The sequence below is a fragment of the Bradyrhizobium barranii subsp. apii genome, from assembly GCF_011516635.5.
Taxonomy (GTDB): domain Bacteria; phylum Pseudomonadota; class Alphaproteobacteria; order Rhizobiales; family Xanthobacteraceae; genus Bradyrhizobium; species Bradyrhizobium barranii.
Genome location: NZ_CP096255.1, coordinates 7,906,018 through 7,918,863 on the forward strand (window position 1 = coordinate 7,906,018; position 12,846 = coordinate 7,918,863).

General features: G+C 63.7%; 13 protein-coding genes. 3 read left to right on the forward strand and 10 right to left on the reverse strand.

The window, feature by feature from the left end; all coding sequences use genetic code 11:
* Nucleotides 1–29 precede the first annotated feature (29 nt).
* From HAP41_RS37925 to HAP41_RS37935, 3 genes are all read right to left on the reverse strand, one after another.
* Nucleotides 30–455, reverse strand: a complete 426-nt coding sequence (locus HAP41_RS37925; protein WP_071909388.1) for a hypothetical protein — start codon at nt 453–455, stop codon at nt 30–32.
* Between the two features lie 290 nt (nt 456–745).
* Nucleotides 746–1,606, reverse strand: coding sequence for a lysozyme inhibitor LprI family protein (locus HAP41_RS37930; RefSeq protein WP_166082566.1), 861 nt, complete (start codon nt 1,604–1,606; stop codon nt 746–748).
* A gap of 54 nt (nt 1,607–1,660) precedes the next feature.
* A complete protein-coding gene (locus HAP41_RS37935) occupies nt 1,661–2,275 on the reverse strand; it encodes a nuclear transport factor 2 family protein (RefSeq protein WP_166082544.1) in 615 nt (204 codons plus the stop codon).
* Nucleotides 2,276–2,454: 179 nt separating this feature from the next.
* Between HAP41_RS37935 and HAP41_RS37940 the strand changes: the two genes are divergently transcribed.
* Nucleotides 2,455–3,237 carry an energy transducer TonB family protein gene (locus HAP41_RS37940; protein ID WP_071909373.1) on the forward strand — a complete coding sequence of 261 codons (783 nt, stop codon included), beginning with the start codon at nt 2,455–2,457 and terminating at the stop codon, nt 3,235–3,237.
* 69 nt (nt 3,238–3,306) lie between these two features.
* Here HAP41_RS37940 and HAP41_RS37945 read toward each other — a convergent pair whose 3' ends face one another.
* Nucleotides 3,307–4,113 carry a response regulator gene (locus HAP41_RS37945; protein WP_014491706.1) on the reverse strand — a complete coding sequence of 269 codons (807 nt, stop codon included), beginning with the start codon at nt 4,111–4,113 and terminating at the stop codon, nt 3,307–3,309.
* A gap of 221 nt (nt 4,114–4,334) precedes the next feature.
* Between HAP41_RS37945 and HAP41_RS37950 the strand changes: the two genes are divergently transcribed.
* On the forward strand, nt 4,335–4,565 hold the full coding sequence (locus HAP41_RS37950; protein ID WP_063986724.1) for a NepR family anti-sigma factor: 231 nt from the start codon (nt 4,335–4,337) through the stop codon (nt 4,563–4,565).
* On the forward strand, nt 4,565–5,104 hold the full coding sequence (locus HAP41_RS37955) for a sigma-70 family RNA polymerase sigma factor (RefSeq protein WP_166082491.1): 540 nt from the start codon (nt 4,565–4,567) through the stop codon (nt 5,102–5,104). Before HAP41_RS37950 ends, HAP41_RS37955 begins: the two co-directional genes overlap by 1 nt.
* A gap of 97 nt (nt 5,105–5,201) precedes the next feature.
* Here the strand turns inward: HAP41_RS37955 and HAP41_RS37960 are convergent, their stop codons facing one another.
* From HAP41_RS37960 to HAP41_RS37985, 6 genes are all read right to left on the reverse strand, one after another.
* A complete protein-coding gene (locus HAP41_RS37960; RefSeq protein ID WP_166082459.1) occupies nt 5,202–5,903 on the reverse strand; it encodes a nitroreductase in 702 nt (233 codons plus the stop codon).
* 136 nt (nt 5,904–6,039) lie between these two features.
* Nucleotides 6,040–7,284, reverse strand: a complete 1,245-nt coding sequence (locus tag HAP41_RS37965; RefSeq protein ID WP_166082432.1) for an acyl-CoA dehydrogenase — start codon at nt 7,282–7,284, stop codon at nt 6,040–6,042.
* A 123-nt stretch (nt 7,285–7,407) separates the two neighbouring features.
* A complete protein-coding gene (locus HAP41_RS37970; RefSeq protein WP_166082430.1) occupies nt 7,408–8,652 on the reverse strand; it encodes an acyl-CoA dehydrogenase in 1,245 nt (414 codons plus the stop codon).
* A gap of 119 nt (nt 8,653–8,771) precedes the next feature.
* Nucleotides 8,772–9,899 carry an acyl-CoA dehydrogenase family protein gene (locus HAP41_RS37975; RefSeq protein ID WP_166082428.1) on the reverse strand — a complete coding sequence of 376 codons (1,128 nt, stop codon included), beginning with the start codon at nt 9,897–9,899 and terminating at the stop codon, nt 8,772–8,774.
* A 158-nt stretch (nt 9,900–10,057) separates the two neighbouring features.
* A complete protein-coding gene (locus HAP41_RS37980; protein WP_166082415.1) occupies nt 10,058–11,929 on the reverse strand; it encodes an AMP-binding protein in 1,872 nt (623 codons plus the stop codon).
* Nucleotides 11,930–11,973: 44 nt separating this feature from the next.
* Nucleotides 11,974–12,780: an enoyl-CoA hydratase/isomerase family protein gene (locus HAP41_RS37985; RefSeq protein ID WP_166082406.1), complete on the reverse strand. Its 807-nt coding sequence runs from the start codon at nt 12,778–12,780 to the stop codon at nt 11,974–11,976.
* Nucleotides 12,781–12,846: the final 66 nt, after the last annotated feature.

Below are 12,846 nucleotides of genomic sequence, written 5' to 3' on the forward strand. Positions count from 1 at the left end.
CCGTGGCGGCCAAGGGCGGCGAAGACGAATCAGGTCACACAGCGGCCGGGCTGGAGCAGCTTTGCGACCTCAGTCAGGGAGCTGACCATCGGCTCGCAGGCAATCGTCGGCCTCTTGGGACCCTGCTTCCGGTTCTGGAGCAGCACCGGCGGCTTGGCGTTGCCGGTCTCGATGACCGCGCGGACCCGCAGCAGCACCGACGTCTCGGCCAGATCGTTCAGCCGCATCGACACGGTGCGGGTGGGAACCGGGGCCTGCTTGACGTCGGCGAACCGGTCGGCCTTGCCGGAACGGTTGACGTTGTGACCCGCATCTTGCGTGGGCCTGTCGGCGACCGCCTGCCAGCGGTCGGCCAGATCATGGCCGGAGGCCAGCTGGACGGCACCGACCTGGACGGCACCAAGCGTCGCGGCAATCGCGACAACACCCAAAAATACCTTTTGCATCTGCAACATGGCTGTCAATCCCTCGCCCCATGGCGATCGCGGGAACAACGCGATGGGAGGACCGGCAGTTCTCAGCCGTTAAGATCACTTAACCGTGTGCGAAATTCACGGCAGGGCGCATAAAAAGGCCGCACAAAAAAATTTTCACCCGCCTGGAACGACTCTCAGGCCCGAGAGTCGTCTCAACAGCCGGCTATTCCCCCCTGCCCCATAAGCCGGCGACGTAGGGCGCGACTGTGGTGATGCCAGTCGCGCCTTACTTTTGTCTCGGGAGGGTCGGCTCGCGAGCCCGAGTGGACCTACGGAGTTTTGCCGCTTGGAGACGGATCGGGCCGGCTCAGATCCGGCGGAGGATAGCTCGGAGCAAACAGGCAATCCTGCATCCAGGGCTCATCATATCCAGCCGGGCCGTCAGGGTCATATTTCCAGAGGCGACTAGCTCGCGGTGGGCCCAAATCACCGAAAGATATCTGGGGGTTCGTGTTCCAGTGGGCGGCGGCCTCAACGTTGGCTAGGCTTTCCGGGTCGGGACACTTCGACCCAGCATAGCCAGTGTAGCAACTCGCGACCGGTTTGAGTTCGCCATTGGTCACGACGCTGACAAGCCGTCGCTCGGTCGTGTGACCACTCGTCCACTCCTCCCCCACGCTACAGATGCGATCCTTATGCTGGCGATGCGTGGCAATCCAGCAGACATACTCCCAATGACCGTAGCGCGGAGGCATGAATCCGCAGGGACCTTCATAGCCAGCAAACGGACCGCCGCTTTCTTTAGACGCGATTTTCCGCTGTTGCTCCATCGTGCAAATCGGCTCGTTTCCCTTCAGAAAATTGAGGCGGTCCTTGGTGATCTTCAACAGCACCTTGCGGTCGTCAGGCTCCTCGTCTTCCTCCCCATCGATTCTCGGAACGCCGCGTGAACGTGCCTCGATCCATCGTCGCTGACTGCGTATGAGCGCTTGGTGAAAGTCCGGGTCAGTCGTCCGCCGCAACAAGGCGAAATAGGCGGCGGTCATCGCGTCGTCGGCCTTCTTCGCCTCCGGAGAAGCACAGATGAACTTCTCCGCCTCCAGAGATGCCTTGGCACAGTCAAGCGCATGGACGGCTGAGGGAGAAATGACGGCGCAAGCGGCCAACGCCAGAACGGAAACCAGTTTCATTGCCATTTCCAGAAGATGATCTCGAGCCGCCAAGACCTTACTTCTGCCTGCTCCTCACTTGCCCTTCCCCGCGAGCCAGTCCCGCCCCTCGCCATAGAGCTTCTCGACCTCGGTGCCGATCAGGCCCGGCATGTCGCGCTTGACCTTGTAGCCGATCAATTCCTGCATGTAGGCGAGGTGGCGGTAGCCTTCGGGCAGTGCGGCGAGCGCTTTTTGGTCGAGTTGAAGCGTTGCGGCAGGATCGACCGGATCGATCCGGTCCTTCTCGTAGATCGGCTGGCGGCGGACGATGCCCCATTGGCCAATACCTGATTGGTCATGCCGCTTCTCCAGGAAATCGTAGAAGCGCCCGGTGCAGACGACGTCGCAGAGCACGTCGTGCACCGTGGCACGCTGCGAGATCGTCATCTTGGTTTGCGCAATGGCGCGCGCGCCTGCGAGATCAATGCTGGTGCCGCCGAGGAAATGCAGGATGCGCACGCCCTTTGCAAACCCCTCCTGACTGACCCGCGTGAAATCCCGCGCGGGCCCCTGAAACCAGGTGGCGGACATCCAGCCCTCGTCATGCCAGACCGTGGCGAAACGCTCCCAGTCGCCGGCGTCGCGCCACACCGCCCAGTTCTCGACGAGGTCGCGGATGGCGAGGCGGTCGAGGAGTTGCTGGTCCATGATGAAAAATCCCCTGGCGGCTCGAGGTCGCGACTGATGTCATCGACCCGACGTATGAACGAGGCAATTTGGCCGCCGTCAAGCGGGCTTCCCGGCCCTTCGAATTGCCCACAGCCGCGTGAACGCGATACGGGTAGCGAGCCTTGCAATCAACCTGACCGCGATTAGTATCCGCACCGATGCAGATGAAATTCCCCTTGTTGGCCGCGCTTCTCGGATGGTTGGCGGTTTTCCCCATACACGCACAGACAGATGTGCAAACCGAACGCGCGACGGCCTGGAAGGCGAGGCTGTCGGCCCACATAGCCAGCTACAGGCAATTTCCGGCTGAAGCACTAGGGCAAACCGGCGAAGCCAGGGTCACATTCGTCATCGACCGGTCTGGCAGGTTGATCTCGCAGGCTCTGGCCGTGAGCACCGGCTCTCGGCCGCTCGACGTTGCCGCGCTGCAGATCGTCGCCCGTGCCCAACCCTTTCCGGCGCCGCCTTCGGAGCTCAAGGATGAGTCATTCACGTTGACAGTGCCGATTGTCTTCGACCGCCGTCAATTCCTGATGCAGCCTTCCGGGTTAGTGCTAAGGCCGAGTCCCGTGCTCACGGATGACGATGCCATGGCCGCTTGGCGCAAGGCGGCCACTGAACATGTCTGGCGCCACAGGGTGCTTCCTCCGGAGGCGATGGGTCAGATAGGCAATGCCGGCGTCACATTCGTGATCAATCGCTCAGGCCAATTGATCTCGCACGCTTTGGTGGAAAGCACAGGCTCCCCGCCCCTGGATGCGGCAGCTCTCAAAATGGTGGAGCGAAGCGAACCATTTCCGAAGCCGCCTTCCGAGGCCAAGGACGACCTCCAGCGGATGACCATCTTCATGACTCTCGACGGAGTGCAACGCTTGGTCGAGCCATGGGCGGACGAACCCAAGTTGAAGGCCAAGCTCAACAGCATCTGCCGAGGTTGTTGAGCAGGGGTGGGCGAACGAAAAAATGGCGCGCTTTGCGGCGCGCCATTTTCCGTTCCAATGGAAGCTTGCTTACGCCGCCGGCGCCTTCGGCGCGCGGTTGCGTGAGTTGCGCTGAAAGAACAGCGCCTGGCTCGCCACCGCCGACACCATCGCGGGCTGGAACGGCTTTGAGATCAGGAACGCCGGCTCGGGGCGCTCGCCGGTCAGGAAGCGCTCCGGATAGGCGGTGATGAACACCACCGGCACCTCGAAGGTCCGGAGCAGCTCGTTGACGGCGTCCAGGCCCGACGAGCCGTCGGCGAGCTGGATGTCGGCGAGAATCAGGCCCGGCCGCTTGTTCTTGGCCAGCGCCACCGCATCGGCATGGGTGCGCGCGACGCCGACGACATTGTGACCGAGATTCTTCACCAGGCTCTCGAGGTCCATGGCGATGAAGGTCTCGTCCTCGATGATCAGCACGTCGGTCGCGATCTCGGCCGCCATCTCGCGTCCCGCGGCATCAGCAAGCCGCCGCGTCTCGGCGACGTCGGTGCCGAGGATGTAGCCGACTTCCTCTTCCGAGAATCCTTCGAGTGAGAGCAGCAGGAACGCCTGCCGCGGCAGCGGCGTGATGTTCGACAGCCGCCGCTCCGGCGGCATCGGCAAGGTCGTCACCTCGGCATCGTCGTTGACAGAGACCGAATTCCATATCTGGGTGAACAGCCGGAACAGGCCGGCGCGCGGACCATGGCTCTCGTCGAGCACGGACGGATCTCCGAGCATCGCTTCCAACATGGCTGCGACATAGGCGTCACCGGAGGCCTGGCTGCCCGTCAGGGCGCGCGCGTACCGGCGCAACAACGGCAAGTGTTCAGCAACAAGCTGCGAACGGGACATCCCCACTCCATTCATCTTCGGGCCGACCTTGACGAACCACGCAACAAGCGGGGAGGCCCGGGTTCCCCTGCTGGGTTGTCTACGCCTCACGCCAAGAAAAGTTCCGCTTATCTGGGAACTTTTTGTCGAACCTGGAATTGTGCCTATTCAGGGAACGGCTCCCGGTTGAGAGAACTTCTCTATTTTACAGTTACTTAACTCGGGGAAACGTGGAACAGGTCATGAAAGATCTCAAGTCTCAAGCCAGCAAAAGCACGACCCCCGGCAAGGGAGGCCTCACTCCGGAGATTCAGTCCCGGATCGGCCACCAGCTGCGCGCCATGTACGACGACGTGGTGCGGCAGGGGGTTCCGGACCGGTTCGCGGAACTGATCAAGAAGCTTGATGCGCCCGGAGGCGCACCCCAAGTGGAACCTGACAGGGGCTCCAACGACAACAATGGGAGGGATTAATGCCTCTCACGGACTCCCTTCGTGACGACATCCTCGCGGCCGTGCCAAGTCTGCGCGCGTTCGCGATCTCGCTGAGCGGCAATGCCGACCGCGCCGACGATCTGGTGCAGGAAACGCTTCTGCGTGCGCTCGCCAACATCGACTCGTTCCAGCCCGGCTCCAACCTGCCGGCGTGGCTGTTCACGATCCTTCGCAATCTGTTCCGCTCCGACTATCGCAAGCGGCGGCGGGAGGTGGAGGATGCCGAGGGCAACTATGCCAAGACGCTGAAGACGCAGCCGTCGCAGAACGCGCATCTCGAGTTCGAGGAGTTCCGCGGCGCGCTCGAGAAGCTTCCGCAGGACCAGCGCGAGGCCTTGATCCTGGTCGGCGCCTCCGGCTTCTCCTATGAGGACGCAGCTTCGATCTGCGGCTGTGCCGTCGGCACGATCAAGAGCCGCGTCAATCGCGCGCGCTCGAAGCTCGCTGCGCTGCTTTATGTCGATGGTGCCGAGGACTTCGGGCCCGACGAGACCGTGCGCGCCGTGATCGGCGGATAACGGCCGCGTCAATCGGACCGCGACGAATGTGAAGGCGGCCGTTTCTGCGGCCGCCTTTGCGCGTGTGTGAAAGCCGGATGGCGCGCGCGAAACGGGATCATTCGTCCGCGAACGTGGCGGTGTCGGCGACGCTCGCGCGCGAGGTGCGGTAGCTGTTGACCTTGTGGGCGTCGTCGGCATAGCCGAACGAGATGCCGCAGACGACGCGGCGGTCGTCGGGCAGATTGAAGTGGCGGCGGATCAGCCCGGAATGGCGCGCGAGCGCCGCCTGCGGAATGGTGCCGAGCCCGAGCGCCTGCGCGGCCAGCATGAAATTCGAGACATAGGCGCCGCAATCGATCGCGCCGTAGATGCCGAGCGGCTCGTTGGTGTGGATGATCGCGACATGGGGCGCGCCGAAGAAATTGTAGTTCTCCAGCGCCTGTTTTGCGTAGGCGCTTCTGTCGCCGCGGGTGATGCCGAGCGTGTTGTAGAGCTGAAACCCGCTCTCGCGGCGGCGCTCGAGATAGACGCCGGCATATTCGCGAGGCGGTGTGAAGTCGTAATCGTCACCCAATCCACCTGACGCTTCCTTGTAGATCAGCTGGCGAAAACGCTCCTTGGCCGCGCCACTGGCGATGATGACCTGCCAGGGCTGGCTGTTGCACCAGGACGCAGTGCGCTGCGCGGTGGCGAGCACATGCTCGATCGTCGCGCGGTCGACTTGCTTGGGCAGGAAGGCGCGGACGGAGTAACGCTCGTTGAGGAGCTCCTCGAGCACGCCGATGCGGTCTTGGGTCTGGCTCACTTTTGCATCCATGAATTAGCTCGCGCTCCTCGTAGGGTGGGCAAAGGCGCGATAGTGCCGTGCCCACCGACAGGCTTACCCCGGTGCATCTGCATATGGTGGGCACGCTTCGCTTTGCCCACCCTACGCGATACAGCGAGAGGCTGGATCACCGACCCTTCGTCGGGATCTTGTTATACGGCACGTCCTTGTCGACGCGAATGTCGCCCGGCAATCCCAGCACGCGCTCGGCGATGATGTTGCGCAAGATCTCGTCGGTGCCGCCGGCGATGCGCATCGAGGGTGAGGACAGCAGCATCTGCTGGAACTGGCCCTGCACCGTCTCCTCGTCGGCGCCGGTGAGAGCACCGGCCGCGCCCTGGAGGTCCATCGCGTAGGTCGCGATGTCCTGGAGCATCATGCCCGAGACGAGCTTGCCGATCGAATTCTCAGGCCCCGGCCGATCGCCTTTCGAGAGCGCCGAGATCGCGCGGTAGCTGGTGTATTTCAGCCCGCTCGACTTCACCACCCAGCTCGCGAGTTTCGAGCGCACGGCGGGATCGTCGATGGCGAGCCCGTCCTCAAGCATCAGATTGGAGCAGAACTCGAACATTTCAGGGACGCCGGTCGCAAGCCGCGAGCCGATCGACATCCGCTCGTTCATCAGCGTCGTCAGCGACACGCTCCAGCCCTCGCCGACGGCGCCGAGGCGCTGGCTGTCTGATATCACCACGTCGGTGAAATAGACCTCGTTGAACTCCTGCATGCCGTTGGCCTGCTTGATCGGGCGGACCTCGACGCCCGGGCTCTTCATGTCCAGGAAGAACATGGTGAGGCCCTTATGCTTGGGCACATTCGGATCGGTCCGCGCGATCAACAGACCGAAGTCGGAATAATGCGCGCCCGAGGTCCAGATCTTCTGGCCGTTGACGACCCAATTGTCGCCCTTCTTCTCCGCGCGCGTGCGCAGGCCCGCGACGTCGGAGCCGGCGGACGGTTCGGAGAACAGCTGGCACCAGATCTCTTCGCCGGAGGCGAGCTTCGGCAGGTGGCGGCGCTTGGCGTCCTCGCTGCCAAAAGCCATCACGGTCGGACCGCACATGCCCTCGCCGATCTGGAACGGTTGCGTCAGCTTGCCGTAGACGCCCTCTTCCTGCTGCCAGATCACCTTCTCAATCGGCGTGGCGTCGCGGCCGCCATATTCCTTCGGCCAGTGCAGGCAGGCCCAATTGCCCTCGAACTTCTTCTTCTGCCAAGCCTTGCCGACATCGACGATGTCATGATTGGCCAGCCGGATGCGTCCGAGCGAGGATTTTGACAGCTCGGCATGCAACTCCCTAGGTGCATTGGCCTCGACCCATTTGCGCGCGGTCTCGCGGAAAGCGGCTTCCTGCGGGGTGTCGTCGAAATTCATGGCGAACCTCTCAATTCTTGCTCGGTGCGTAGGGTGGGCAAAGCGAAGCGTGCCGACCACCTTCCCTCGTTCTCGACAGAATTGGTGGGCACGGCGCTACGCGCCTTTGCCCACCCTACGATTCTAACCTCTTCCCTTCGTCGGGATCTTGTTGAACGGCACGTCCTTGTCGACCCGGATATCGCCGGGCAGGCCCAGCACCCGCTCGGCGATGATGTTGCGCATGATCTCGTCGGTGCCGCCTTCGACGCGCGTGCCGGGCGCGCGCAAGAGCATCGCCTGGAAACGGCCGGCGAGTTCGGCATCCTCGCCGCTGACCACGCCCGCGGCACCCTGCAGGTCCAGCGCGTAGGTCGCGACGTCCTGGATCATCGAGCCTGCGACCAGCTTGCCGATCGAGTTCTCCGGCCCCGGCCGCTCGCCCTTCGACAGCGCCGAGATCGCGCGCATGCTGGTGTACTTCAGCCCGCTCGCCTTCGCCGCCCAGTTCGCAAGCTTCGAGCGCACTGCGCGGTCCTCGATCGCCGGGCCATCGTCGAGCATCAGGCTGGAGCAATACTCGAACAGCTCCGGGAAACCGGTCGAGACGGCCGCGCCGATCGCGCTGCGCTCGTTCATCAGCGTGGTCAGCGAGACGTTCCAGCCGTCACCGACCTCGCCGAGACGCTGATGATCGGGAATGCGGACGTTTGTGAAATAGACCTCGTTGAAGTCGGATGCGCCGCTCGCCTGCTTGATCGGCCGCACCTCGACGCCCGGGCTCTTCATGTCCAGGAAGAACATGGTGAGACCCTTGTGCTTGGGCACGGTCGGATCGGTGCGGGTCAGCAGGATGCCGTAGTCGGAATAATGCGCCCCCGAGGTCCAGATCTTCTGGCCGTTGATGACCCAGTCGTCGCCGTCCCTTTCCGCGCGCGTGCGCAGGCCCGCGACGTCGGAGCCGCCAGCAGGCTCGGAGAACAGCTGGCACCAGACCTTTTCGCCGGAGGCGAGCGGCGGCAGATAGGTGCGCTTATGCTCCTCGCGCGCGAACGCCATCATGGTCGGCCCGCACATGCCGTGACCGATGATGAACATGCGGGAGAGTTGGCCGAACGGCCCTTCTTCCTGCTGCCAGATCACCCGCTCGATCGGCGACGAGCCGCGCCCGCCATACTCCTTCGGCCAGTGCAGGCAGGCCCAGCCGGCATCGGCCTTCTTCTTCTGCCAGGCCTTGGCGACCTCGAGAATATTGGCGTTCTTGAGCTGGGTGCGGCCGAGCGAGGATTTGCGCAGATCCTCCTCGTATTGCCTGGGCGCGTTCGCGCCGATCCAGGCGCGGGCCACGCTGCGGAATTCGGCTTCCTGCGGGGTGTCGTCGAAATTCATGGTCTGTCATCCTTCGCCGGCGTCGTAGGATGGGTAGAGCGAAGCGAAACCCATCTGTCAGACCACCCGCGTCATAATGGGTTTCGCTACGCTCTACCCATCCTACAAATCACCTGTCGTTACGCCGCGTTCTTCTTCCGCATGCGGTCGATCAATTGGTCTTCCCAATAGGACAGGCTGCCGAGCCCCAGCGCCATGGCGTTGGCGCGGCGGTAGTACATGTGGCAGTCGAACTCCCAGGTGAAGCCCATGCCGCCGTGAACCTGGATGTTGTTCTTGGCGCAGTGCTGGAACGCCTGCGTCGCGCTGATGCGCGCGGCGGCGGCGGCTTCCGGCAGCTCGGCCGCGTTGGTCGAGAGCGCCCAGGCGCCGTAATAGCTGTTGGAGCGCGCCAGCGTCGCCGACACATACATGTCCGCGAGCATATGCTTGACCGCCTGGAACGAGCCGATCTGGCGGCCAAAGGCGATGCGGTCGAGCGCGTAGTCGCGGCCCATCTCCAGCGCGCGGTCGGAGCCACCGACCTGCTCGAAAGCGCACAGCACCGCGGCGCGGTCGAGCACTTGGGTCAAAATGCTCCAGCCTTCGCCGGCAGCTCCCAGCGGCTCGGCCTTGCAGTCTTTGAAGGTGATCTCGGCCTGCCCGCGGGTCGGATCGAGATTGGTGAGGCTTTTCACCTCGACGCCACCGGCCTTGAGGTCGACGAGGAACAGCGAGATGTCGCCGTCGCGACCGCTCGATCCCGCGCGTGCGGCGACGACAGCGAAGTCGGCAATCGCACCGTCAGCGACCGGCTTCTTGACGCCGTTGAGCACGCCGTTCGCAGCCGTGAGCTTGACGTTCCTCGGCGACGGATTGCCCTTGCCCTCGAACAGCGCCAGCGTGCCGATCGCCTCGCCCGAGGCGATCGCCGGCAGCCATTTTTTCTTCTGCGCGTCGCTGCCTGCGATCAGCAGCGCTTCGGCGGCGAGGTACACGGTCGAGGAAAACGGCACCGGTGCATTCGCCCGGCCCATCTCCTCCGCGATCACGCAAAGCTCGAGATGGCCCGCGCCAGCGCCGCCAAACTCCTCGGGGATCGCGACGCCGAGAAAGCCCATCTCGGCGAGGCCCTTCCACAGCTCCTTGTCGTAAGGAGCCTTGCCGTCGAGCACGACGCGCACCGCCTTCGGCGAGCATTTTTCGGTGAGGAATTTGCGCGCCTGGTCGCGGAGCTGTTTCTGGTCGTCGGAGAAATCAAAGTTCATGGCGGGCTACCTCTGCTTATTCGTTGTCATTTGTCTGCGCCGTCATTCCGGGGCGCGCGGCCCGCGAGCCCGGAATCCATATCCACCAGCCGGGGTTATGGATTCCGGGCCTGGCCCTTCGGGCCATCCCGGAATGACGAGTTGAGAGAGTTGCGCATTCATCGCAGCACGATCACGTCCTGATCCGGCTTGTCGGCATAAAGCCGCTCCACCAGCGCCGCGCGGCGTTCCAGGCCGGCGCGCTGGTTGATGTAGCCCTTGTCGGTGAGCTCATTGCCGTCGATGGAGGGCGGCTCGGCCATCAGCATTGCGCGCGCGATAGCGCGGCTGCTGGCGCCGCCACACTCCGCGTTGTGTGCTTCGAGGCCGCGTTTGAAGCAGGCGATCACCTCAGGATGCTTCACGGCATCCTCGAAGCTCAGCTCGGGATTGCCGACCAGCTGGCGACAGGCGTGCAGGTTCGGCCATGCCAGCAGACCGATCGAGCATTGATCCTGCCCGGCAACCAGCGCGTCATGCACAACGGGCGTCGCCGCCGCGATCGCATCGGTGCGCAGCGAGCCGACATGCACGAAGGTCCCGGTGGTGAGCTTGAAGTCCTCCACGACGCGGCCGGCGAAGATGATGCCCTTCACCGGATCGGCATCGTCAACAAAAATGCCGGCATCGCCGATACAGTAAAAGCCTTCCTCGTCGAACATCTTTTTGGTGAGATCAGGCTGGCCAAAATAGCCGGGCGTGACGTTGACGCCGCGCAGGCGCAATTCGTATTTCGGGCCGCACGGCACCATCTTCAATTCGACGCCGGGGAACGGCAGGCCGATCAGGCCGACGCGCTCGGTGTCCCAATAGGTGCCGGTCGAGGTCGGCGCCGTCTCGGTCGAGCCCCAGCCGGTGTAGAACACGATGCGCTCGCCGGTCGTCTTCACCGCGAGCGCCTGCATGCGCTCATAGAGATCGTCGGGCAGCCGCGCGCCGCCATAGGCCATGATCGACAGGTTCTTGAAGAACGAGCGGCACAGCGCATCGTCCTTCTCCATCGCCGCCGCGAGCGCGGCATAGCCGGCCGGCACGTTGGCGTAATAGGTCGGCGAGATCTCGCGCAGATTCCGCAGCGTCTCCTCGAACTGGCCCGGCATCGGCCGGCCGTCATCGATATAGAGCGTGCCACCGTCGACCAGCACCGGGTGAAACGCCGCATTGCCGCCCATGGTGTGGTTCCATGGCATCCAGTCCAGCATGGTCGAGATCGGACCGCCGGGATCGCGCGGCCGCACCTGCATCATCATCGCCGCATTGGCGCACATCATCTCCTGCGTGTTGATGACCGCCTTGGGCATGCCGGTCGAACCGGAGGTGAACAACAGCTTGCCGACGGTCTGCGGCGTGATCTTCGCGATCGATGCTTCGACGTCGGCGGTCACGGACGTTGCTGCGATCTCGGCAAAGCTGACGCTCTTGATGCCGTCGCAGGGACGCACGACGTGAACGACGGTGACGCCGGTGAGGTCGAGTGCGTTCAGCGCCTTCTCGAAGGTCGGGCCGTCCTGAACCATCACCACGGCCGGCTTGATCAGGTCGAACAGATATTTCAGCTTGACGTGATCATGGCTCATCAAGGAGTAGGCCGGCGACACCGGGGCCGCCGGCGAGCGCGCCTGCATCGCGGCCTGCGTCATCAGCGCGTGCTCGATCGAATTGCCGGAGAGGATCGTGACCGGGCGTCCCTCGAGCTTGAGATTGAGCAGCGCCTGTGTCAGCGCATCCACAGTGTGCTTGGCTTCGCCATAGGAGACCTTGCGCCATTCGCGGTTCGCTCCGCCGCGCTGCGCGAGCCAGATGCGCTCGGGCGCTTGCCTGGCCCATTTCGCCAGCGAGGCCGGAAGATGCGTCTCGTAGGCTTGCAGCGGAATGCGCGACTTCAGCACCACCGTGCCGTCGTCGCGCCGCTCGACGTCGATGTCGCGCGCGAGCCACTCGACCTTGCGAAAGGCGGGCTTCGTCATCACGGCCGCCGCACTTCCACTCATTTTGCGTCTCCCGGAATTATCGTCCTTTGCGGATCGTTCTCGTTTCAGCGCCTGATATAGACAGGCTTTCGCTTCTCAAGGAAGGCCCTGATGCCTTCCGAAAATTCCTCGGAGCGACTGCACAGGACCTGGTTGCGGTCCTCTATCGCGATCACGGTTTCCAGCGATCCCGCATCGACGCTCATGTTGAGACATTCTTTTGACAGGCGCAGCCCCACGGGCGAGGCCGTCATCATCGCATCGACGTAAGGTTCAGCGGCTTCGTCGAGCTTGTCTTCGTCGACGACTTCCGAGACGAGCCCGACCGCGAGCGCACGCTCGGCACCGATGAAACGTCCGGTCAGGATCAGCTCGGATGCGACCGAGACGCCGACGAGCCGCGGCAGAAAGTAGCTGGTGCCGATATCGCAGCCGCCAAGGCCGAGCTTGATGAAGGCGCAGTTCATGCGCGCCGACTTGGTCGCGATGCGGATGTCGGAGGCAAGCGCCAGCGCAAAGCCGCCGCCGGCCGCCGCGCCCTGCACCAGAGCGATGATCGGCTGCGGACAACGCCGCATCAACATCACGATGTCGGCGATGCGGCGCTGCGAGTCGAGCGACTCAGTGACGCCGGGCGGCTCCTGCTGCCCGGCGCGGCGGGCCATCGCCGCCTTGAGGTCGAGGCCGGCGCAAAAATTCTTGCCGGCGCCTTTCAGCACGACGACGCGCGTGTCGCGGTTGCGCTGGAGGCCCTGGAAGTAGGTATTGAGTGCATCAATCAGCGCAGGATCGAGCGCGTTGAGGTATTCGGGCCGATTGAGCGTCACCGTATCGACGCCGTCGTTGTGCTCGATCAGCAGCGGTTGGGACATGGGGCGCTCCTGCATCCGCTCTTTGAGTGGCGGCTATTGCGCCCTCTCCCCTTGTGGGAGAGGGCA

What these genes read in the sequence shown, in the direction of transcription:
- HAP41_RS37925 (WP_071909388.1), bottom strand. Translation starts at nt 455, where the DNA reads ATGTTGCAGATGCAAAAGGTATTTTTGGGTGTTGTCGCGATTGCCGCG.
- HAP41_RS37930 (WP_166082566.1), bottom strand. Translation starts at nt 1,606, where the DNA reads ATGAAACTGGTTTCCGTTCTGGCGTTGGCCGCTTGCGCCGTCATTTCT.
- HAP41_RS37935 (WP_166082544.1), bottom strand. Translation starts at nt 2,275, where the DNA reads ATGGACCAGCAACTCCTCGACCGCCTCGCCATCCGCGACCTCGTCGAG.
- HAP41_RS37940 (WP_071909373.1), top strand. Translation starts at nt 2,455, where the DNA reads ATGCAGATGAAATTCCCCTTGTTGGCCGCGCTTCTCGGATGGTTGGCG.
- HAP41_RS37945 (WP_014491706.1), bottom strand. Translation starts at nt 4,113, where the DNA reads ATGTCCCGTTCGCAGCTTGTTGCTGAACACTTGCCGTTGTTGCGCCGG.
- HAP41_RS37950 (WP_063986724.1), top strand. Translation starts at nt 4,335, where the DNA reads ATGAAAGATCTCAAGTCTCAAGCCAGCAAAAGCACGACCCCCGGCAAG.
- HAP41_RS37955 (WP_166082491.1), top strand. Translation starts at nt 4,565, where the DNA reads ATGCCTCTCACGGACTCCCTTCGTGACGACATCCTCGCGGCCGTGCCA.
- HAP41_RS37960 (WP_166082459.1), bottom strand. Translation starts at nt 5,903, where the DNA reads ATGGATGCAAAAGTGAGCCAGACCCAAGACCGCATCGGCGTGCTCGAG.
- HAP41_RS37965 (WP_166082432.1), bottom strand. Translation starts at nt 7,284, where the DNA reads ATGAATTTCGACGACACCCCGCAGGAAGCCGCTTTCCGCGAGACCGCG.
- HAP41_RS37970 (WP_166082430.1), bottom strand. Translation starts at nt 8,652, where the DNA reads ATGAATTTCGACGACACCCCGCAGGAAGCCGAATTCCGCAGCGTGGCC.
- HAP41_RS37975 (WP_166082428.1), bottom strand. Translation starts at nt 9,899, where the DNA reads ATGAACTTTGATTTCTCCGACGACCAGAAACAGCTCCGCGACCAGGCG.
- HAP41_RS37980 (WP_166082415.1), bottom strand. Translation starts at nt 11,929, where the DNA reads ATGAGTGGAAGTGCGGCGGCCGTGATGACGAAGCCCGCCTTTCGCAAG.
- HAP41_RS37985 (WP_166082406.1), bottom strand. Translation starts at nt 12,780, where the DNA reads ATGTCCCAACCGCTGCTGATCGAGCACAACGACGGCGTCGATACGGTG.